This window comes from Janthinobacterium sp. MP5059B (genome assembly GCF_001758645.1).
In the GTDB taxonomy this organism is placed as follows: Bacteria; Pseudomonadota; Gammaproteobacteria; order Burkholderiales; family Burkholderiaceae_D; genus Janthinobacterium; species Janthinobacterium lividum.
Genome location: NZ_LRHX01000003.1, coordinates 25,580 through 44,944, shown reverse-complemented (window position 1 = coordinate 44,944; position 19,365 = coordinate 25,580). Strand labels below are relative to the sequence as shown.

The window sequence follows — 19,365 nt, the reverse complement described above, 5'->3', positions numbered from 1 at the left end:
TCCAAGTGACAGCACCGATTTTCCGGCTATTTTGTCCAAACGAAATAGTTTTTCGCCAGCTTACCCAGCTGGCTTTTTTTTTGCCATGCCGTGTGTGTCATCGCAACGGGCGCAGCCGCCCTCAAAGTTGGCTACAATACGTTTTTATGCAGCCGCCGCGCGCTATGCGCTGCGCCGTCTGTTCTGACCGGCACTGATTGGATTTCCCATGCAAACCACCCCACCCACCGAAGTGACGATTCCTCCCAGCGAATCGCTGATCGAATACCCGAGCGACTTTCCCATCAAGATCATGGGCCCGACGCATGTCGACTTCGCGCCGACCATGCTGGAACTGGTCATCAGCCACGATCCGACCTTTCACGCGGGCCGCATGGAAGAGCGCCCATCGGGCAAGGGCAATTACACGGGCCTGACCGTCACCGTGCGCGCCGTCAGCCGCGAGCAGCTCGACGCCCTGTACATGGCGCTGTCGGGCCACCCGATGGTCAAGATCGTCATGTAAGACATGCTGTTGCCCTGGCGGGCTGGCGTTTCGTCAGCCGCCACACGAGGGCAAAGGCCGCGCTGGCCGCCGCCGTTACCCACAGCAGCGGCTTTTCGCTGCCGTCCGTGATGGCGGCGATGACGGCGCCGCAGGCGGCCGTGATGAGCATCTGCACGAAGAAGAACAGGCCCGAGGCGCTGCCCGCCTGATCGCCATACGGCTGCAGCACGGCCAGCTGGCAGGCCGGGATGGCCATGCCCACCGACACCATCACCAGCAGCATGGGCGCCACCAGCGACGCCACGTGCTGCGGCGCCAAAGTCCCCGCCAGCAACAGGCTGGCCGCGCCCGCCACATTGATCAGCACCGCCACACCCAGCATGTAATCGGCGCCCAGGCGCGGTCCTAGCGCGCGGAACAGGCTCGATCCCGCCACATAGCCGCTGACCGTCAGCGCGAACACCAGCGCATACGCGCGCGGCGACAGATGCATGCCCCTTTGCAACAGCACGGACGATTCCGCGATGAACGGGAAATACGTGCAATACACGCAGCCGATGGCCAGCGCATAGCGCAGGAAATACGCGTCGCCCAGCAGGCGGCGGTACAGTGCCAGGGTATTTACTTGGGGGACGACGCTGGCCGGCCTGGTTTCCGGCATATACGCGGCGATCAGTCCCAGCGACAGCGCTCCCAGCAGGCACAGCACGCCAAACACGGCGCGCCAGCCGAACGCCGCATCGAGCAGGCTGCCGGCCAGCGGCGCCAGGATCGGCGACAAGCCCATCACCATCGATATTCTCCCCAGCATGCGCGCCTGCGTGGCGGGATCAAAACGGTCGCGCACCATCACCCGGCCGATGATGGTGCCGCTGCAGCCGCCGAACGCCTGCAGCACGCGCGCGGCGATCAGCACGTGGACGTCGGTGGTCACGGTGCAGACGATGCTGGCGAGCACATAAATGAAAGTGCCGGCCAGCAGCACGGGGCGGCGCCCGTAACGGTCGGCCAGCGGCCCGCAAGCGAGCATCGAGACGGCCGAGCCGGCCATGAACAGGCTCAGGGTCAGTTGCAACTGTGCATCGCTGGCGTGCAGGGCATCGGCCATGGCCGGCAGCGAAGGCAGATAGATGTCGATGCTGATGCGCGACAGGCAGACCAGCAGCAGCACGATGCCGCCCCAGGCCCATAAAGCGATTTGTTTCTGCATTGTTTTACACGATCCATGCAAGCGTGCGCCCCGCTGGCGCACCGGAACGGTGAGAGTAGAATGTTTGTGGTGTAATGCGAAGTGCCAGTCATCAGAAAACTCATTGGACCACTTGGACGATTATCATGCCGCGAGGAAAATCACCGCACGCCCTGGACTTGCCTCGTCCCACCAGCTGGCTCGACAAGGCGGGCGTCAACAAGCAGGATGGCGCGTATGAAGCGCTGCGCTCGGCCATCCTGACGAAGATGCTGCCGGCGGGCAGCCGTTTGCCGTCCAGCCGCACCCTGGCGGAACGGTGGGAGTTGTCGCGCGGCACCATCGAAACCGTGTTCGACCGCCTGCACGCGGAAGCGTACGTGACGCGCGTGCCCGGTTCCGGCACGCGCGTGTGCGCCGTCGTGCCGGAACGCTTCTTGATGGCAGGATTTGCGGATGCCACCCCAGCCGGGACATTCTCCGCGCCGATACCTGTGTCCGATACGGGTGTGCGCGACGGCTTGCCCTTCGTGGCGCGGCGCGCCGACGCCAGCCTGTTTCCCATGGCCGCCTGGTCCAAGTGCGCCACGCGGGCCCTGGCCGCCGCCACGCCGGAACAGCTGTGCAGCGCCGATCCGGCCGGCCTGCCCCAGCTGCGCCAGCAGATCGCCGATTTTCTCGCCAAGTACCGCGGCATCCGCTGCGACCCGCAGGACATCGTTGTCACGACCGGCATCCGCCACGCGATCGACTTGCTGGCGCGCAGCATCGTGCGCGATGGCGACAAGGTTTGCCTGGAAGAGCCCGGCTACCCGGCCGCGCGCGCCCTGTTCGCCCTGGCTGGCGCCGTGCCGGTGGACATTGCCGTCGACGCCGAAGGCATCGATTGCGCCGCCCTGGCCGCGCATGCGGACGCCAGCCTCGCGTATGTGACGCCGGCGCACCAGTCGCCGCTGGGCGTGACCATGTCCGTCACGCGCCGCCTGGCCTTGCTGGAATGGGCGAACGACAGCGGCGCCTGGGTGGTGGAAGACGATTACGACAGCGAATTCAATTACCAGAGCGCCCCGCTGGCAGCCCTGAAGGCGCTGGACCAGTACCAGCGCGTGATTTACTGTGGCAGTTTCAACAAGACCCTGTTTGCCGGCCTGCGCGTGGGCTTCATGGTGCTGCCGCCCGCCTTGCGCCCGCAGTTGCTGCGCACCCTGCAGTTGACGGGCAGGTCCGTGGGCGTGACGGAGCAGCTGGCGCTGTCCGCCTGGATGGAAGACGGCGCTTTCGTGCGCCATTTACGCCAGGCGCGGCTGGCCTACAAGGAACGGCGCGATCTGCTGCTGGCCTGCCTCGAGCAGACGGCCCCCGGCCGCTACGCCATTTCCGGCCAGCAGGCGGGCTTTCATTGCGTGCTGTGGCTGCCGCCAGGCAGCGACGAGCGGGCATTTTGCGCGCGCGCGGCGCAAGAGGGGCTGGCGCTGCAGCCGCTCGGCGATTTTTGCCATAGCGCCAAGCTGGCGCCGGCCGTGCTGCTCGGCTACACGGCCCTGAATGCGGCCCAGATACGCCATGCTGCACAAAAATTGGGCAGATTGCTGCTGTTGCCAGAGTCCGTCCCGGAATGAAACGGCTGCCTGGCTTATAATCACGGCTTCGCCGCAGCGTCCGCAGGGCGCCGGCAGCTGATTACAGAATCCGTCATGACCACCACCCGAACCGAAACGGCGCTGATCCGCGAGCTGGGCCGCGTCGATTACGAGCCCACCTTTGCCGCCATGCGCGCCTTCACCGACGCGCGCACGACGGAGACGCGCGACGAATTGTGGATCGTCGAGCATCCGCCCGTGTTCACCCTGGGCCTGGCTGCCGACCGCGGCCATTTGCTGGCGGGAGCTGACGCGATCCCCGTGGTGCAGACGGACCGTGGCGGCGAAGTCACGTTCCACGGTCCCGGCCAGGTGGTGATTTACCTGCTGATGGACTTGCGCCGCAACAAGCCGGGCGGCAAGCTGTATGCGCGCCAGTTCGTGCATAAAATCGAGCAAGCCATCATCAACGTGCTGGCGGCGTATAATCTCGCTGGCGAGCGCATCGATGGCGCGCCTGGCATCTATCTTGCCGGCGGACCAGACAAGGGTGCAAAGATCGCCGCGCTGGGGTTGAAAGTGCGCGGCAACGGCTGCACCTACCATGGCGTATCGCTCAACGTGGCGATGGACCTGGCGCCGTTTTCCTGGATTAACCCGTGCGGCTATTCCGGCCTGAAGACGGTGGACATGCGCAGCATGGGCGTCGTGGTGCCGCTGGCCGAGGTGCAGCGTGCCCTGGCCCATGAATTGACCGTATTACTCGATGTAAGCGAAGCAAACAGCGCCGCAGGCGCGCCTCAGGCAGCGGATGCCTGAGCAAACAAACCAAACTTTGCCCCTCAAGGGCTTGCAGCCATGACTTCTGAGACCATTTCCAGCACCGCCCCCGCCGCTACTGCCGCTCCCGCGTACAACCCGAGCGAAAAGCAAAAAGGCGCCAGCAAGACTTCGCGCATCCCGATCAAGATCATTCCGATCGAGCAAGTCGAGCGCCTGAAAAAGCCGGACTGGATCCGCGTCAAGGCCGCCTCGGCATCGACGCGCTTCTATGAAATCAAGGACATCCTGCGCGAAAACAAACTCGTGACGGTGTGCGAGGAAGCCAGCTGCCCGAACATCGGCGAATGTTTCGGCAAGGGCACGGCCACCTTCATGATCATGGGCGACAAGTGCACGCGCCGCTGCCCGTTCTGCGACGTCGGCCATGGCCGCCCGGACCCGCTGGACAAGGAAGAGCCGGCCAACCTGTCGAAAACCATCGCCAAGCTGCGTTTGAACTACGTCGTCATCACTTCCGTCGACCGCGATGACTTGCGCGACGGCGGCGCCGGCCATTTCGTCGAGTGCATCCAGCAAACGCGCGCCCTGTCGCCGAACACCCGCATCGAAGTGCTGGTGCCCGACTTCCGCGGCCGCCTGGAAAAAGCCCTGAACCTGTTCAAGGATGGCTTGCCTGACGTCATGAACCACAACCTGGAAACGGCGCCGCGCCTGTACAAGGAAGCCCGTCCCGGCTCCGACTACATGCACTCGCTGAAGCTGCTGAAAGATTTCAAGGCCATGTACCCGGACGTGAAAACCAAGTCCGGCATCATGGTGGGCCTGGGTGAGACGGACGAGGAAATCCTGCAAGTCATGCGCGACATGCGCGAGCACGACATCGACATGCTGACCATCGGCCAATACCTGGCGCCATCGAACAGCCACTTGCCCGTGCGCCGCTACGTGCACCCGGACGTCTTTAAAATGTTCGAGGAAGAAGCGTACAAGATGGGCTTCACCCACGCTGCCGTGGGCGCCATGGTGCGCAGCTCGTACCACGCGGATGAACAGGCGCACAGCGCCGGCGTGGAATCGGCGCTGAATTTCTAAGCACCTTGTGCTGTATCAAAGCCGCCCGCTCGCGCTGGCGGCTTTTTTTTTGCCTGTTCGAATCGTATGTGCCTCATCCGGCCGGGCGTCCTATACTGGCATGCTGAAAAAGCATGATTGACGGATAAGTGATGAGGTGAGGCATGGACGTACGCATCGACGCATCGTGGAAGGCGCGGCTGGAAGGCGAGTTTGCCCAGCCTTACTGGGAACGCCTGGCCGCCTTCGTGAAGGAAGAGTATGCGGCAGGGCCGTGTTGTCCGCCGGGTAAAACCATCTTCCGGGCGTTCGACCTGACGCCGTTCGAGCAAGTCAAGGTGGTGATCCTGGGACAAGACCCGTATCACACGCCCGGCGCGGCCATGGGCCTGTGTTTTTCCATACCCGAAGGCAAGCCGCCGCAGCCGAGCCTGCAGAATATCTTCAAGGAATTACATAGCGACGCAGGCGTGGTGCGCACGCGTACGGATTTGTCCGATTGGGCCGAGCAAGGGGTATTTTTGCTCAACAGTGTGCTGACGGTGCGCGCGGGCACGGCCGGTTCGCACGCGGCCAAGGGGTGGGAGAAATTGACGGACAGCGCGATCCGCCACCTGTCCTCCGAGCGCGAGCACCTGGTTTTCATCCTGTGGGGTGGCTACGCGCAAGCCAAGCGCAGCCTGATCGACCCCGGCAAGCACCTGGTGCTGGCGGCGCCCCATCCGTCTCCCTTGTCGGCAAGCAAAGGTTTCTTTGGCAGCAAGCCATTCAGCCTGGCGAATGCTTACCTGCAAGCGCATGGCCAGGCGGCCATCGCCTGGGCATAATTCCTGGAACCGTACGGCAACCGACAGCGGCAGGCGTTGCTCCCTGCCGCTGTCTTCGCGCGTAACTCTTAGAAGCTTGTCGACAAGCCGGCATAGAAACTGCGGCGGGCGCCGTACTGCGGTGCGCCTACGCCCACGCCGGAACCGTCGCGCAGCAGGTAGGACTTGTCGAACAGGTTGATCAAGGCCAGCCGTCCCTCGACCTTGCCGACCGGCGTATTTTTCCACGTGTGCGTAAGCGCCGTGTTGACGGTGAAATAGCCGGGCAGATGGCCGGAATTTGGTGCGCCGCCGTCCGGCGTCATGCGCAGGCCGCTGCCGTAAAGGAAGTCAGCGCTCACTTGCGAATCGCCAAAGTGATAATGGCCGCCACCCGACAGCGTGTATTTCTGGTCATGATCGAGGTAGACATAGTTCTTGCTGATGTAGTTCAACTCATCGGCGCCAAACAGGGCCTGGCCTGAATTGATGTTGCGCCCCTGCGCCTTTTGCGTGCTGGCGTTGAGGAACAGGCCCCAGTTTTTCTCGCTGTAGATAGCCGACAATTCCAGGCCCTTGGCGTAGCCGTCCGCATAGTTGAATGGCGTCAGGATCAGCGCCTGGCCGAACTGGCCTTCGTCCAGCAGATTGTTGATCTTTTTATAGTACACATCGGCCGTCACGGTCAGTTTCGCATTCACCTGATGGCTGATGCCGACGTCGTAGTAGTGCGTGCGCTCGGCCTTGACGTTGTCCGACTGGCCGATTTCCGGCGCATTCGTCGTGTTCGCATACAGGTCGATGCTGCCTTGCGCGGCCAGCTCCTGCGGCGGCGGCGTGAAATAGCGCGAATAGCCGGCGTGCAGAGCCGTGCCCGGCGCCAGTTGATACGCCAGGTTGACGCGCGGGCTCCATTGCTGCTCGCTGGTGTAGGCCGAGACCTTGTCGAAGCGCGCGCCATAGTTCAGGGTCAGGGGTTTGCTGATATGCCATTCATCCTGCAGGTAGAAACTGGCCAGGGTGCCCGTCTTGCCGCTGTTGTCCAGTACCGTGATGGGTGTGGTGGACGTTTGCGCGCCATCCATCGCGGGGAAGACGGCCACCGTGTTGTCGCTGGTCGTCTTCTGGCGCGTGTAGGCCAGGCCCGCGCGCACGGTGTGGTCCTGATGCAATTTGTAGCTGATGTCGAACTGGGCGCCCGAGGCGCTGTTCGCGCGGCGCGAGTCCGATGCCACGCCGTTGTAGATCAGGTCGCCGATGGCGTCCGGCGTGAAGTGCAGTTCCGAATACTGGTGGAAGGCGGAAACCTGGTAATTGAGGTCGCCCAGGCTCTTTTGCAGCGACAGCACGAGGAAGCGGTTCACTTCGCGCTGGTTTTCATTCAGCTGCGACGACGGGATACTGGACGTGCCCGCCTGCGCATCGCTGTGGCCAGCCAGCGAGAAGCCCGGCGCCTGATCCGGATTGTTCGGTATCTGGAAGCGGCCGTTGTAGGTGCCGAACATGGCGCCCAGGCGCGTATTGTCGTCGAGGAAATACGACAGGCTGCCGAACGATTTGTTCTGGCGCGTCTTGTCGTGCAGGGCGCTGCGCGTGTCTTGCGGGTTTTCCACGCCCAGGGAATTGCCCAGGTAGCTGCCGGACAGGTAGTAATTGAACTTGCCCACGCTGCCGAAAAATTCGGCACTCGGCTCCACATGGTCGTGGCTGCCGACCATGATGCCGATGCGCCCGCCAGGGCTCAAGCCGCCCTCTTTCGTTTCAATATCGACAATGCCCGCCGTGCGCAGGCCGAACTGGGCCGGCAAGGCGCCCGTCATGAAATCCGTCTTGTCGATCAGGCGCGTATCGATCGACTGGCCGAAGCCGCTGATGCTTTCCGGTAACTGCACGCCATTGATGCGGTATTGCACGTTGGCATGATCGTCGCGCACGTGCAGGGCGCCGGAACCCTTAGAATCCTGCGATACGCCCGGCAGGCGCAGCAGTACTTCATTGAATGGCGTGTTGTCGCCCTGGCCCAGCATGTCGACCATGTGACTGTCGATGCTGTAGATGGTGGTGCCGACTTTCGGCGACAGCTCGATGCGGGCGCTTTTCAAATGGGCGGAAGTGACTTCCACCTTTTGCATGTCTTGCGGTGCGGTATCGGCACTGGCTTCGGCAGGCTCGGCGGCGTGGGCGGAAAAGCTGAACAGGCTGGCAAGGGCGAGCGACAGCGCGCTCAAGCGTGGTGTGTGTTGCATGGTGAACCTCGAAAATAGTCTACGCCAGGCAGCCCGGCGCGCATGAGGACGCGGCGGTGCAGCCTGAAAAAAGGATAAAAACAGCGTGGGAACTACAACGAGGCGGCAGGCGGGCCGCGCACGGGCGGCAAGATGAGCGCGGTGATGGGGGCCAGGGTGGCGGGAGCCAGGGCCAGCAGGCGGTACGGCAGTAATTGGGCGGGCGGCTCGACGATGGCCGGCGGCACGGCGATGTCGGCCACCTTGTCGATGACGGTGGCGCACAGCGCGCACTCTTCCGCGTCGAGGGTCGTCTTGTGCAGGTGCGAGGCGGCCGTCGACAGCAGGAACACGAGGGCCAGCGCGCTGAACAGCGCCACGCACAGCCGCCACGGCGTGCGCGCGAGGGCGGCGGCACCGTGATGGGCAGGCTCGCCGTAAGGCGTGCGGGTGGGCTGGCGGGAAGACATGGGCGCATAGTAGCAAGAAAATCGCCCCGCTGTCAGCGCTTGTTGCAATTCATTTGCGCTGCGCGGGCAGGACAGAATGCCAGCTGATAATGATTTTCACTCCGGGCCTTTCATGCTATCGTTTCGCAGCCCAAATTTCCCAAAGTTTCCATGTCGCAACGTTCGATCAAGTGGTTGTTTGCCAAGCTGCACCTGTATGCGGGACTGTGGTTTGGCGCCCTGTTCGTCCTGCTGGGCTTGACGGGCTCCGCCATCGCCTGGATGCCGGAACTCGATGCCTGGCTCAATCCCACACTGTTGCAGGCGAGTACGCCCGCGCCTGGCCAGGTGTTCCAGGTCACGCCGCGCACGCTGCAAGCCGTGGTGGACGGGCTCACGGCCGACCCTGCCTACGGCAAGCCGAGCCAGCTCAATCCACCGGCCGATGCGCGCGACGTGTACGTGGCCTCATACCGCCAGGCGGGCACGCCATCGCCGTTCAGCCAGGCCATCGTGCGCCAGGTGATGGTCGATCCCTACACCTTGCAAGTCAAAGGCGAGCGCGACTGGGGCCGTTTCGGCCTCACGCGCCCGCTGCTGATGTCGGGCATGTTTCATTTGCACCGCTATCTGCTGTCGGGCGACGCGGGCAAGACCATTACGGGCATCTCGGGCGTGATGCTGCTGCTGATGGCCTTGAGCGGCATCTATCTGTGGTGGCCGCGCCTGCAGTGGCTGGCGATCAAGCGCGCCTTGACGGTGTCGCATGGCGGCTCCTGGCCGCGCTTCAACTATACGTTCCACAAGGCAGCCGGTTTCTTTGCCGCGCCCGTGCTGGCCATGCTCGCCTTTTCCGGCATTTATTTTAATTTGCCGCAATTGATCGTGCCGCTGGTGGCGCTCGTGTCGACGGTGCCGGACACGGCCAAACTGAAGAATGTGCAGCAGGACGGCGCCGTGCTCGATGCGGGCCAGGCCATGGCCGCCGCGCAGAAGCTGTATCCGCAGGCGCGGGTGTCGCGCATCGTGCTGCCGGCGAAAAAGGACCAGCCGTATGACGTGCGCGTGCGCCAGCCCGGTGAAATCGCCCACGGCGACGGCGCCACGCGCATCACCCTGGATGCGCGCAGCGGCTTGCCCCTGCGCATACGCGATCCCTTGCGGGCGCCGGCCGGCGACGTCTTCCTGGGCTGGCAATTCCCCTTGCATTCGGGCCAGGCGTTCGGCGCGGCCGGGCGCGCCTTCATTACCGTCTTTGGCCTGATGCCGCTGCTGTTCATGCTGACGGGGACGCTGGTGTGGTGGAAACGGCGGCGCGGCCGGAAATAAGCGGCCGCCAAACCGATGCGGGGAAAGTTGCTATCATCATAGTATTTTCCGGCGGATCCCGGATTCACCCGCACAAGGACCAGCATGAGCAATCCCGAGATTACCGTAGCAATGTTGAATGAACGCGGCACCGGCCGCCTGCCCGGCCACCTGGGCATCGTCATCACGGAAGTGGGCGACGGCCAGCTGACGGCGGAATTGCCCGTGCTGCCGCATTTGCTGGCGCCGAATGGCTACCTGCACGCGGGCAGCGTGGTGACCCTGGCCGACACGGCTTCCGGTTATGGCTGCATCGTCAACTTGCCCGAGGGCGCGAGCAATTTCACGACCATCGAACTGAAATCGAACCACCTGGGCACGGCGCGCGAAGGCACGCTCACCTGCACGGCCAAGGTCGAGCACAAGGGCCGCAACACGCAGGTGTGGGATGCCGTGGTGAAAAGCAAGGAAACGGGCAAGACGATTGCCCTGTTCCGCTGCACGCAGATGATTCTGTATCCCAAGTAAGACTATATTTTCACCCAGTTACCCTTGTACAAGATCGGTCCCGTCGGTCCATTCGGATCCGGCGAACCGCCTTTCGGCTCCAGGGTAACGGCCAGCAGGGCCACGTCGTTGCCGATGGCGCGCTGGGACAACGCCAGTTTCACGTTGCCCTTGTCGGCCAGCAGGCCCAAGGAGCGCGGGTTGCCGCTCTTCGGCACGGCCCACAGTTCCAGATCGCGATCAGCAGGCACGGGCGCGTTGCCCACCATGCGCACCTCGAGGGCGCCGTGGCGGCTGTCGGCCGTCAGCAGCAGGGCCGTTTGCGCTTTCTCGTCCGTCAGGCTGGCGACATAGCTGATCTGCGGCGCGTCCATCACGCGCGTGGCCACGACGATGACCAGCAGCGCGGCGATGGCGCTCGACGCCATGCCCAGCGAACGCCAGAACGACAGCGAATCGCGCCACAACGACCAGCCGCCCTGCGGCGCCAGGTGCAGGCGCTGCTCGATCTGCTGCCACACGCGTTTGGGCGGCGCCACGGGCGTGGCAAATTCCGCCATCGGTTCCAGGCGCTGGCGCCATTCGGCCGTGATATTGCGCAAGTCGGCGTCGTTGTGCAGCCAGCCTTCGAAACGCCGCCGCGCGCCCCCTTTCAGGGTGCCCAGCACGTATTCGGATGCCAGTTTCTGGCGCAGCACGTCATTGCCGCGGATATTCATGATGCCTCCCGTTTCGCCAGGCACGTGCGCAGCCGTTCCAGGCTGCGGCGTATCCAGGTCTTCACGGTGCCGATCGGCAGCGACATCTGCTGCGCCACTTCGCTGTGCGACAGGTCGTGATAGAACGCCAGGGCGACCACCTGCCGGTGCAGCCCTTCCAGGGCCGACATGCAAAACGCCAGCGCCTTGGCGTCACCGCTCAGTTGCAGCGACTCGATCGGCGTGGCCTGGGGATCCCGGAGTGCATTCATGACTTCGCTATCAAATTGTTCGGCATCGATTTCCACGGTATCGTCGCTGCGCCGCAGCACATCGAACGCCTTGTTGCGCACGATGGTGGCCATCCAGGTCATCGGCGCCGCCAGATGGCTCTGGTAAGTGGCGGCATTGTTCCAGATGGCGACGAACCCCTCTTGCAAGGCTTCTTCAGCGAGCTCTTGCTTATGCAATATACGCAGCGCAAAGCCAAACAGTTTCGATGAGGTGGAGTGATAGAGCTGGCGGAACGCGGTGGCGTCCTTGTTGCCGGCGGCAAGCAGCCAGGTTTTCAGTTGCTGCGGGTCGAGCGATTGGGCGGCTGGGGACACGGCTGGCCTTCACAAGGTGAGTGGAAATCACACTTGGGAAGGTTATAACAAGTTGGCAACCTTTAGCAACAAGGTTTTGTGCAGTGTTTGCGCGCTGTCTTAGCCTGCGATGGCGGACTCGAGCAGCTTGTGCAGTTCCGCGAATTCCGGCTTGCCCACATAGCGCTTGAGGATCTTGCCCTGCTTGTCGAGCACGAAGGTGGTGGGCGTCAGGGCCACGTCGCCGTAGGCCTTGGCCGCCTCGCCCGTCACGTCGAGCGCCACCTTGAACGGCAGCTGGCGCGTTTCGGCGAAGTTCAGCACGTAGTTGGCCGGATCGTATTTCATGGCCACGGCCACGAATTCCAGTCCCTGCCCCTTGTACTTGTTGTAGGTATCGACCATGTCCGGCATTTCCGCCACGCAGGTGGTGCACGAGGTAGCCCAGAAATTGACCATCACCACCTTGCCGCGCAGGCTGGCCGAGGTGATTTTCTCGCCATGGATGCCGTGGAACGTCACGTCCGGCGCGCTTTGCTTGTCATTCAGCGACAGGTAGGCTGCCGCCGCCACGCCCGCCACGAAGACGGCGATCAGGGCTGGTTTGATCCAGGACTTGCTTGCGGATGGCGAAGTTGACATGGTTTTCAATAGAGTAGCGCTACGATGCGTCCATTATAGACGCATCATCAGTCTGGCGCCGTAGGCCGGATGGGGGATGCCGCTTATTGCTGTACCGTGTCGCTGGCGCTGCTCGTCGTGCGTGCTGGCGCCGGATCGGGTTGCAATTGCTTCAGTTCCGCTTCCGAAATGTAGTCGAACAGCTTGACCACTTTCTGCACGCCGCCCACGCCGCGCGCCACGTCGGCCGCGACCGTGCCTTCGCGCTGGGTGACTCTGCCCATCAGGAAGACGGTGGCGTTCTCGGTGACGACCTTGAACGAGGCAGCCGAAATGGTTTTCATGTCGACCAGGCTGGCCTTGACCTTGGTGGTGATCAGCGCGTCGTTCGAGCGTGAGGTGTAGCTGGCCGGACCGGCGATGATCAGTTCATTGGCCACCGATTCCACGCCCTCGATATTGCGCACTTCGCGCTCGACGGCATTTTTCATCGCTTCATCGCGCACTTCGCCCGTCAGCAGGACGCGGCGGTTGAAGCTGGTGACATTCACGTGGCCCACGTCGCCGACGATGGAGGGGATGCGCGACTCGCCTTTGAGGGCGATCGACTTGTCTTCGGTCTGCGCGCCCAGGGTGCGGCGGTCCGCTGCGGCAACGCCGCCCATCACCGCGCCGCCGACCATCAGTTCGATGCAGCCGGTGAGCGAGGTGAGCATGGCGCCGCACAGCAGTGCGGTGGCCAGCGGGCGTTGTACGCGTTTCCAGCCTGGGCCAGTACCGAATTTAGTCATTCACGTCTCCTCCGAATAGGGCGACATCGATGCCGTCGCAGATGCAATGTATGGTGGTCAGATGGACTTCCTGGATGCGCGCCGTGCGCTCGGCCGGCACGCAGATATGCACGTCGGCGTCCGTCAGCATCTTGCCGATGGCGCCGCCGTCCTTGCCCGTCAGCGCCACGACGCGCATTTCGCGCTCGAGCGCCGCTTCCACGGCGGCCATCACGTTGGCCGAATTGCCCGACGTGGAGATGGCCAGCAGGATGTCGCCGGCCTGGCCGAAGGCCTGCACCTGCTTCGAGAAGATCTCGCGGTAGCTGTAGTCGTTCGCCACGGCCGTCAGGATCGACGTATCCGTCGTCAGCGCCAGGGCCGGCAGCGGAAAGCGCTCGCGTTCGAAGCGTCCGACCAGCTCGGCTGCGAAATGCTGGCAGTCGGCGGCGGAACCGCCGTTGCCGCAGGCGAGGATCTTGTTGCCGTTGGACAATGCATAAAACATCAGGTCGATCGCCTGCGCAATGGGTTGCGCCAGTACGGTAGCGGCCTGGATCTTGAGTTCGGCACTTTCGTGGAAGTGCGAGAGGATGCGTTGATTATTCATAGTCTGCCGATTATAGTGCAGGCGCGCGGCATGGCGGACAAGCACTGTTAAAAATGCTTACATATCGAGGATGTTCTTCAGCCAGCTGATGCGCCCGCCATCGATGGCCAGCGCGTCGAAGCGGCACGGCGGCAGCGCCTTTTGCCCCAGCAGCCAGGTTTGCGCGGCCACCACCATGCGCCGCTGCTTGGCCGGCGTAATGCTGGCCAGGGCGCCGCCGAAGGTGGCACTGCTGCGTAGCCGCACTTCCACGAACACGACCGATGCGCCATCGCGCATGATCAGGTCCAGTTCGCCGCCCTTGCACAGATAGTTACGTTGTAGCAGCACCAAGCCTTGCAGCAGCAGATACGCGAGCGCATCGTCTTCCCCTTGCCGTCCCCGTGCCTGTTTATTCTGGAACGGCAGGGGTGGCATGGCGTGACCTTATTGGGCCGGCGGCACGGCGACAGGCGCGGCCGGTGGCCAGGTACCCAGCACGCCCTGCTGGTAGGTGGCGGCCTGTTCCGTGCGTTCGAACACGCTTTGATCACCCTCGAAGCGCACGGCCAGGCGGCCCGTCACGCCATCAAGGGTAAATGGTGCGTTCGGGCGCAGCGCCACTTCGCGCGCCACGCGGAAGGCATCGATGCCCAGCGCGTACAGGCGCTCCATGTCGGCCGTCAGGCGGGTGTCGGCCGGTTGCGGCGGCTGTGGATAGACCATCACTTGTGGATGGTCGCGCTGCACTTGCCACGGCAGATCCAGCAGGCGCGCGCCATCGAGCTCGGGGCCGCTGGCGCCGCGCCCGGCGCCGGGATTCAAGGACGAGGTGCCATACAGGGGCAAGTCGCCGCCGATGGCCACGCGCAGCTGGCGCGCCTGGTCGGCGTCGAGCGCGGCAAACAGCAGTCCCGGCGGCGTGGCGGCCAGGCGCGCGCGCAGTTGTACCAGTTCGGCATCGCTCAGGTAGCCATTCGTGGCCGTCAAGTCCATCGTCTCGATCTTGCCGCCCTGGCGCAGCCATTCCTGCTTGAAGGCGGCGCTGATGCGGCGCTGCGAGGGCGATCCGGCCGACAGGACCAGCGCGCTGGCACCAGGCTGTTCGCTGGCGGCCCAGGCGGCGACCTGGCGCGCTTCCGCCTCGATCGACAGGCCCATCACCAGCAGCTTGGCCGGCAGGCGCGCCTCGCCGCGGTTGTCCGGGTGGTTCAGGGCGATCGTCGGTTTGCGCACCAGGTCGCTATTCGCCACGGCCGTGACGGCCGAGCGTGACAAAGGCCCCACGACGATGTCCTGTTCCTCCTGTGCTTGCGCAAACTTGTTCAGGACGTCGCTGCTGCCGTCGCCCGTGTCGATCACCGTCACTTCAAAGCCGCTTCGGTCGCGCTCGTATGCGGCCATGAAACCGGCGCGCAGCAGTTCGGCGGCCGGACCCAGCGAAGCCGAGCGCAGCGGCAGCAGCAGGCCGATGTGGTGGGCCTTGCCGTCGGACGGTGCCGGTGCCGTGGCGGCCGGCATGTCTTGCGGCGTGCCGGTCGCCGGCTTGGTATTGATGGGCGCCAGCGGGGCGCCATTGCCGTCGTACGCGGTGATATCGGGCACGGCCACGGCAAACGTCACCGGTTCGGGTGCGGGCGGCTTGGGCGGCACGGGCGGTGGCAGCGGCTTCGGTGGCGGCAGCGCCCTTGTGTTAGATTCAATAGGCGCGCACAATTGCCCGGGCGCGTCGCAAGGCGTGCTGCAAGCGCTCAGCATGCCGGTCGCGGCACAAACAAGCAGTAACTTCACACTATTAGCAAGCATTTAACCTCCAAAATGACCGTACAAGAAATCAGTTCCATCGCCAGCCTGCCCATCATGACAGAGGCGGCGCACCAGGTCTATCCTATCGCAACATTGTATATAGTGGCCACGCCGATCGGCAATGTGACCGATATCAGCCTGCGCGCGCTGCATCTGCTGAGCCTTGCCGATGCCGTCGCCTGTGAAGATACGCGCAACACGGCGCACCTGCTGACGCGCTTTGGCCTGAACAAGCCGTTAATTGCGGCGCATCAACATAACGAGCGCGAAGTGGCGCAGACCCTGATTGCCCGCCTGCACGCCGGCGAGCGCATCGCCCTCGTTTCCGACGCGGGTACGCCGGCCGTTTCCGACCCCGGCGCGCGCATCGTCGACGCCGTGCGCGCGGCCGGCCTGCGCGTGCTGCCCCTGCCCGGCCCTTCGGCGGCGATTACCGCCATTTCCGCCAGCGGCCTGTTGAATGACCAGTTTTACTTTGTCGGCTTCCTGCCGGCCAAGGCCAAGCAGCGCGAAAATATGCTGCACAGCCTGCGTGGCGTGACCGCAACGATGGTGTTTTACGAGGCGCCGCACCGCATCCTCGATTGCGCCACGGCCCTGGTGGAAGCGTTCGAGCCGACGCGCCAGGTGGTGTTCGCGCGCGAACTGACGAAACTGTTCGAGGAAATCCACCGCTGCCCCCTGTCCGAGGCGGAGGCGTGGATACGCGCCGATGCGCACCGCGAAAAGGGAGAGTTCGTCGTCCTGCTGGAAGGCGCCACGGAAGCGCAGGACGCGGAAGATGTGGAAGCGGAACGCATCCTGAACATTTTATTGGCCGAATGCAGCGTCAAGCAGGCGGCGAATTTGACGGCGCAGATCACGGGCCGCAAGAAAAACGCCCTGTATGAACGGGCGTTGCAGTTGAAGGGGCAGGAATAAGCGGATGACGGCCCAGCCAAAATGGGTTTATTGTTAAATCGTTACCATTTGCAGCCGCTATCTTTCTTGTCGAGCAACATCAGCACGGGCGCCAGCAAGCCTGCGCCTGAATAGGCGGTGCGGCAATCGCCGCGCTTGCCTTGCGCGATGTCGCGCGCCAGCTGGGTTTCCGTTTGCAGCGGCTTGTCGGGGATTTGTCCCACGGCCGTGCCCACCTTGGATGGATCGCGCTCGCCGGCCATCTTGCGCGCCGTTCTTCTGGCCGCTTCCATATCGAATTTCGGCGTTTCCGGGGTTTCTTGCCTGAAGGTATCGGTACTGGCCGCCGGCGCGGCCGGTGATGCCGGCACGACAGTGATGGCTTGCGGGCTGGCCGCCGGCGCCGTGGCCGCCGCCGGCGTTTCCCGGGCAGTGGCGAGTTTCGGCTTGCTGATGGGCTTGGGTTCGCGTTTCGGCTTGACGACTTCGACAGGCGGCGGAGGCGCCTTGGCGGCTAACGGACGTATCCACACGGCGATTGATTCCACGCGCGGTGCCGTGTCCTGCTGGACAGGCGGCTGCACATGGCGCCACAGATAGAGCAAGGCGCCATGCAGCAGCAAGGACACGGCTATGCCCAGCACGATGCCGCGGCGGTTCGGCATGGGCCGGCCACCGTCGCTTCTTTCTATCCTGAACTCCATTGCCGTCGTCGCCTTCATGTCTGATCGGGAAAACTTGCCAAGCCAGTGTCGCATACTTCAATCGTTTTGAAAAATACATGGGTTCCAGTGCCGCCCGTAAATAATTTACATAGAGTTTCACCTGACCCTTGACCGAAGTCGATACGGCCTGTATTATCTTGGTCTTCGGAGTGTGGCGCAGCCCGGTAGCGCACCTGGTTTGGGACCAGGGGGTCCAAGGTTCGAATCCTTGTACTCCGACCAAATTTGTAGAAAAAAACCCAAGAGTTTCGGCTCTTGGGTTTTTTTTCGTCTGTACGGTTCAGGCAGGACGGAATAAGTTGGCGTAGGTCGGGTTAGCGCCAAGCGCGTAACCCGACAACAGTGTTGGCCATGACCTTGGTGACGTCGGATTACGCGTGGCGTTGCCACGCTCATCCGACCTACGCAGCGAGGCGTTTCGCCGCGATGGCATTGCCCGCGCGGCTGGAACCCTTGCGCCCCAGCTGCTGCGAGATGAACTGCCCCGCATCGACCACCAGGTCCAGGTCGATGCCGGTGGCAATCCCCAGTCCCTGCATCATGTACAGCACGTCTTCGGTCGCCACATTGCCGGTGGCGCCCTTGGCGTAGGGGCAGCCGCCCAGGCCGGACACGGACGAGTGATAGATCGCGATACCCGTTTCCAGGCTGGCGTAGATATTCGCCAGCGCCTGTCCATAGGTGTCGTGGAAGTGGCCGGACAGGCCGCTCACGTGGAAGGCTGCGATGGCGCGCTGCATCACCGCCTGCGTTTTGCGCGGCGTGGCCACGCCGATGGTGTCGGCGATGTCGATCTCGTCGCAGCCGAGGTCGCGCATGCGCCCCACCACGTCGGCCACGGCGTCGAGCGGCACATCGCCCTGGTAGGGGCAGCCGAAGGCGCAGCTGATGCTGCCGCGCAGGCGCAGACCGTGTTCCTTGGCCGCCTTCGCCACGCCTTCGAAGCGGGAGATCGATTCGGCGATCGAGCAGTTGATGTTCTTTTGCGAGAACGCCTCGGAGGCGGAGCCGAAGATCACCACTTCATCGGCCTTGGCCGCCAGCGCCGCCTCAAAACCCTGCATGTTCGGCGTCAGCGCCGAATAGATCGTGCCGGGGCGGCGCGCGATTTTCTCCATGACTTCCGCGCTGGTGGCCATCTGCGGCACCCATTTCGGCGACACGAAGGACGCCGCCTCGATATTGGCGAAGCCGGCCAGGGTCAGGCGGTCGACCAGTTCGATCTTGACGGCGGCGCTGATGGTGTCCTTCTCGTTTTGCAGGCCGTCGCGCGGACCTACTTCGACGATCTTGACCTGTTTCGGCAAACTAGCTTGAGCATGCATTTCAATATCCTTGCAAACGGTTGACGATGCCGGCGACAGAGTCTCCGGCTTGCAGGCGGCGCATCTTGGCGGCAATCTGCGCCACGCTTTCGCGGCGCAGGGTGGCCGCTGAAATATGCGGCGTGATGGTGATGCGCGGTTCTTGCCAGAACGGGTGCTGCTGCGGCAGCGGTTCGTTGCGGAACACGTCCAGTGTCGCCCCGGCGAGATGCCCGGAGCGGATCAGGGTCAGCAGATCCGGTTCGGCGATATGCGCGCCGCGCGCCACGTTGATGACATAGGCGCCCGGCAGCAGCATCGACAGGCGCGCGCGGTCGAGCAGATTGTGCGTGTCCGGCGTGAGCGGCAGCATGCACACCAGCACGCGCGTGCCGCGCAAGAATGCTTCGAGTCCCTCTTCTCCCGCATAGCACTGCACGCCATCGACGTGCTTGCGGCTGCGGCTCCATCCGCGCAAGGGGAATTCGAACTGCGCCAGCGCTTGCAGCACGCGGGTGCCCAGCACGCCCATGCCCAGCACGCCGACGGGAAAATCCACCCTGTCGAATGCGGGTAGCGGTTGCCAGATACCGGCGCGGCCCTGCGCCTCGTAATCGTCGAAACGGCGGAAGTGGCGTAGCACGGCGTGGCTCACATATTCGGCCATCTGCACGCCCATGCCCGCGTCGTCCAGGCGCACCAGCGGCACGTGGGCGGGCAGCGCCTCGCCAAACTTCAACAGCGCGTCGACGCCGGCACCCGTGTTGAAGATGGCTTTCACGTGGGCCAGCTCGGGCAGCATGGCGGCGGGCGGCTGCCACACGACGGCGTAGTCGCACGGCGCCACTGTTTCGCCTTCGCGCCAGAAGATAATGTCGGCCTCGGGCAGCAAGTCGCGGAAGTCGCTGATCCACGCCGCTTCCTTGCCGTCCGAACGTTGTAAAAGGATGCGCATGGCGT

General features: G+C 63.7%; 21 protein-coding genes and 1 tRNA gene. 9 read left to right on the top strand and 13 right to left on the bottom strand.

Translation table 11 applies throughout. From position 1 onward, the window contains the following. Positions 1-208 precede the first annotated feature (208 nt). The gene (locus tag JAB1_RS02140) at positions 209-505 is read left to right on the top strand and encodes a DUF493 family protein (protein WP_034782741.1); all 297 of its coding nucleotides are present in this window, start codon (positions 209-211) and stop codon (positions 503-505) included. Here JAB1_RS02140 and JAB1_RS02135 read toward each other — a convergent pair. Beyond that, complete coding sequence (locus tag JAB1_RS02135) at positions 498-1,697, bottom strand: multidrug effflux MFS transporter (protein ID WP_070278453.1); 1,200 nt, start codon at positions 1,695-1,697, stop codon at positions 498-500. The two genes, JAB1_RS02140 and JAB1_RS02135, sit on opposite strands and share 8 nt — an antisense overlap. Before the next feature lie 125 nt (positions 1,698-1,822). Here JAB1_RS02135 and JAB1_RS02130 point away from each other — a divergent pair, with 125 nt between their 5' ends. The 4 genes from JAB1_RS02130 to JAB1_RS02115 all read left to right on the top strand — a co-directional run bounded on the left by JAB1_RS02130 (position 1,823) and on the right by JAB1_RS02115 (position 5,937). After that, positions 1,823-3,295 carry a PLP-dependent aminotransferase family protein gene (locus JAB1_RS02130; protein WP_070278451.1) on the top strand — a complete coding sequence of 491 codons (1,473 nt, stop codon included), beginning with the start codon at positions 1,823-1,825 and terminating at the stop codon, positions 3,293-3,295. 75 nt (positions 3,296-3,370) lie between these two features. Beyond that, positions 3,371-4,075: a lipoyl(octanoyl) transferase LipB gene (lipB, locus tag JAB1_RS02125; protein ID WP_070257891.1), complete on the top strand. Its 705-nt coding sequence runs from the start codon at positions 3,371-3,373 to the stop codon at positions 4,073-4,075. 39 nt (positions 4,076-4,114) lie between these two features. Next, on the top strand, positions 4,115-5,131 hold the full coding sequence (gene lipA / locus JAB1_RS02120; protein WP_034782748.1) for a lipoyl synthase: 1,017 nt from the start codon (positions 4,115-4,117) through the stop codon (positions 5,129-5,131). A 143-nt stretch (positions 5,132-5,274) separates the two neighbouring features. Continuing rightward, positions 5,275-5,937 (top strand): uracil-DNA glycosylase, encoded by a 663-nt coding sequence (locus JAB1_RS02115; RefSeq protein WP_070278449.1) that lies wholly within the window; start codon positions 5,275-5,277, stop codon positions 5,935-5,937. Positions 5,938-6,005: 68 nt separating this feature from the next. On the opposite strand, the gene JAB1_RS02110 is transcribed toward JAB1_RS02115, so the two are convergent. Together JAB1_RS02110 and JAB1_RS02105 are read right to left on the bottom strand one after the other, a co-directional pair. Beyond that, positions 6,006-8,162 (bottom strand): TonB-dependent receptor, encoded by a 2,157-nt coding sequence (locus JAB1_RS02110; RefSeq protein WP_070278446.1) that lies wholly within the window; start codon positions 8,160-8,162, stop codon positions 6,006-6,008. 92 nt (positions 8,163-8,254) lie between these two features. Further along, entirely contained in the window at positions 8,255-8,611 is a 357-nt protein-coding gene (locus JAB1_RS02105) for a hypothetical protein (RefSeq protein WP_070278444.1), read from the bottom strand. A gap of 150 nt (positions 8,612-8,761) precedes the next feature. Between JAB1_RS02105 and JAB1_RS02100 the strand changes: the two genes are divergently transcribed. Together JAB1_RS02100 and JAB1_RS02095 are read left to right on the top strand one after the other, a co-directional pair. After that, a complete protein-coding gene (locus tag JAB1_RS02100) occupies positions 8,762-9,919 on the top strand; it encodes a PepSY-associated TM helix domain-containing protein (protein WP_070278442.1) in 1,158 nt (385 codons plus the stop codon). Between the two features lie 84 nt (positions 9,920-10,003). Beyond that, on the top strand, positions 10,004-10,426 hold the full coding sequence (locus JAB1_RS02095; protein WP_034782761.1) for a PaaI family thioesterase: 423 nt from the start codon (positions 10,004-10,006) through the stop codon (positions 10,424-10,426). A 2-nt stretch (positions 10,427-10,428) separates the two neighbouring features. Here the strand turns inward: JAB1_RS02095 and JAB1_RS02090 are convergent, their stop codons facing one another. The 7 genes from JAB1_RS02090 to JAB1_RS02060 form a co-directional block, all read right to left on the bottom strand. Beyond that, positions 10,429-11,124 carry an anti-sigma factor gene (locus JAB1_RS02090; protein ID WP_070278440.1) on the bottom strand — a complete coding sequence of 232 codons (696 nt, stop codon included), beginning with the start codon at positions 11,122-11,124 and terminating at the stop codon, positions 10,429-10,431. Beyond that, positions 11,121-11,711 (bottom strand): sigma-70 family RNA polymerase sigma factor, encoded by a 591-nt coding sequence (locus tag JAB1_RS02085; RefSeq protein ID WP_034782766.1) that lies wholly within the window; start codon positions 11,709-11,711, stop codon positions 11,121-11,123. The genes JAB1_RS02090 and JAB1_RS02085 overlap by 4 nt, the downstream gene beginning before the upstream one ends. A 99-nt stretch (positions 11,712-11,810) precedes the next feature. Continuing rightward, positions 11,811-12,332, bottom strand: coding sequence for a TlpA disulfide reductase family protein (locus JAB1_RS02080; RefSeq protein ID WP_070278438.1), 522 nt, complete (start codon positions 12,330-12,332; stop codon positions 11,811-11,813). 83 nt (positions 12,333-12,415) lie between these two features. Next, positions 12,416-13,102 (bottom strand): BON domain-containing protein, encoded by a 687-nt coding sequence (locus JAB1_RS02075; RefSeq protein WP_070257900.1) that lies wholly within the window; start codon positions 13,100-13,102, stop codon positions 12,416-12,418. Further along, a complete protein-coding gene (locus JAB1_RS02070) occupies positions 13,095-13,691 on the bottom strand; it encodes a phosphoheptose isomerase (protein ID WP_034752465.1) in 597 nt (198 codons plus the stop codon). The genes JAB1_RS02075 and JAB1_RS02070 overlap by 8 nt, the downstream gene beginning before the upstream one ends. Before the next feature lie 57 nt (positions 13,692-13,748). Next, positions 13,749-14,108, bottom strand: coding sequence for a YraN family protein (locus tag JAB1_RS02065; protein WP_070278436.1), 360 nt, complete (start codon positions 14,106-14,108; stop codon positions 13,749-13,751). A 9-nt stretch (positions 14,109-14,117) separates the two neighbouring features. Further along, complete coding sequence (locus JAB1_RS02060; protein ID WP_081345741.1) at positions 14,118-15,323, bottom strand: penicillin-binding protein activator; 1,206 nt, start codon at positions 15,321-15,323, stop codon at positions 14,118-14,120. A gap of 165 nt (positions 15,324-15,488) precedes the next feature. Between JAB1_RS02060 and rsmI the strand changes: the two genes are divergently transcribed. Further along, on the top strand, positions 15,489-16,397 hold the full coding sequence (gene rsmI, locus JAB1_RS02055) for a 16S rRNA (cytidine(1402)-2'-O)-methyltransferase (RefSeq protein ID WP_034782777.1): 909 nt from the start codon (positions 15,489-15,491) through the stop codon (positions 16,395-16,397). 41 nt (positions 16,398-16,438) lie between these two features. On the opposite strand, the gene JAB1_RS02050 is transcribed toward rsmI, so the two are convergent. After that, on the bottom strand, positions 16,439-17,041 hold the full coding sequence (locus tag JAB1_RS02050) for a hypothetical protein (protein ID WP_070278434.1): 603 nt from the start codon (positions 17,039-17,041) through the stop codon (positions 16,439-16,441). A 205-nt stretch (positions 17,042-17,246) separates the two neighbouring features. Between JAB1_RS02050 and JAB1_RS02045 the strand changes: the two genes are divergently transcribed. Continuing rightward, positions 17,247-17,323 (top strand) — tRNA-Pro (locus tag JAB1_RS02045). A 179-nt stretch (positions 17,324-17,502) separates the two neighbouring features. Here JAB1_RS02045 and JAB1_RS02040 read toward each other — a convergent pair. Further along, positions 17,503-18,426 (bottom strand): hydroxymethylglutaryl-CoA lyase, encoded by a 924-nt coding sequence (locus JAB1_RS02040; protein ID WP_070278432.1) that lies wholly within the window; start codon positions 18,424-18,426, stop codon positions 17,503-17,505. A 1-nt stretch (position 18,427) separates the two neighbouring features. After that, a complete protein-coding gene (locus JAB1_RS02035) occupies positions 18,428-19,360 on the bottom strand; it encodes a glyoxylate/hydroxypyruvate reductase A (protein ID WP_070278430.1) in 933 nt (310 codons plus the stop codon). Positions 19,361-19,365 lie beyond the last annotated feature (5 nt).

Excerpts from the sequence above, each read along its gene's own strand:
- JAB1_RS02140 (WP_034782741.1), top strand. The coding sequence starts at position 209 with ATGCAAACCACCCCACCCACCGAAGTGACGATTCCTCCCAGCGAATCG.
- JAB1_RS02135 (WP_070278453.1), bottom strand. The coding sequence starts at position 1,697 with ATGCAGAAACAAATCGCTTTATGGGCCTGGGGCGGCATCGTGCTGCTG.
- JAB1_RS02130 (WP_070278451.1), top strand. The coding sequence starts at position 1,823 with ATGCCGCGAGGAAAATCACCGCACGCCCTGGACTTGCCTCGTCCCACC.
- lipB (WP_070257891.1), top strand. The coding sequence starts at position 3,371 with ATGACCACCACCCGAACCGAAACGGCGCTGATCCGCGAGCTGGGCCGC.
- lipA (WP_034782748.1), top strand. The coding sequence starts at position 4,115 with ATGACTTCTGAGACCATTTCCAGCACCGCCCCCGCCGCTACTGCCGCT.
- JAB1_RS02115 (WP_070278449.1), top strand. The coding sequence starts at position 5,275 with ATGGACGTACGCATCGACGCATCGTGGAAGGCGCGGCTGGAAGGCGAG.
- JAB1_RS02110 (WP_070278446.1), bottom strand. The coding sequence starts at position 8,162 with ATGCAACACACACCACGCTTGAGCGCGCTGTCGCTCGCCCTTGCCAGC.
- JAB1_RS02105 (WP_070278444.1), bottom strand. The coding sequence starts at position 8,611 with ATGTCTTCCCGCCAGCCCACCCGCACGCCTTACGGCGAGCCTGCCCAT.
- JAB1_RS02100 (WP_070278442.1), top strand. The coding sequence starts at position 8,762 with ATGTCGCAACGTTCGATCAAGTGGTTGTTTGCCAAGCTGCACCTGTAT.
- JAB1_RS02095 (WP_034782761.1), top strand. The coding sequence starts at position 10,004 with ATGAGCAATCCCGAGATTACCGTAGCAATGTTGAATGAACGCGGCACC.
- JAB1_RS02090 (WP_070278440.1), bottom strand. The coding sequence starts at position 11,124 with ATGAATATCCGCGGCAATGACGTGCTGCGCCAGAAACTGGCATCCGAA.
- JAB1_RS02080 (WP_070278438.1), bottom strand. The coding sequence starts at position 12,332 with ATGTCAACTTCGCCATCCGCAAGCAAGTCCTGGATCAAACCAGCCCTG.
- JAB1_RS02075 (WP_070257900.1), bottom strand. The coding sequence starts at position 13,102 with ATGACTAAATTCGGTACTGGCCCAGGCTGGAAACGCGTACAACGCCCG.
- JAB1_RS02070 (WP_034752465.1), bottom strand. The coding sequence starts at position 13,691 with ATGAATAATCAACGCATCCTCTCGCACTTCCACGAAAGTGCCGAACTC.
- JAB1_RS02065 (WP_070278436.1), bottom strand. The coding sequence starts at position 14,108 with ATGCCACCCCTGCCGTTCCAGAATAAACAGGCACGGGGACGGCAAGGG.
- rsmI (WP_034782777.1), top strand. The coding sequence starts at position 15,489 with ATGACCGTACAAGAAATCAGTTCCATCGCCAGCCTGCCCATCATGACA.
- JAB1_RS02050 (WP_070278434.1), bottom strand. The coding sequence starts at position 17,041 with ATGCCGAACCGCCGCGGCATCGTGCTGGGCATAGCCGTGTCCTTGCTG.
- JAB1_RS02040 (WP_070278432.1), bottom strand. The coding sequence starts at position 18,426 with ATGCATGCTCAAGCTAGTTTGCCGAAACAGGTCAAGATCGTCGAAGTA.
- JAB1_RS02035 (WP_070278430.1), bottom strand. The coding sequence starts at position 19,360 with ATGCGCATCCTTTTACAACGTTCGGACGGCAAGGAAGCGGCGTGGATC.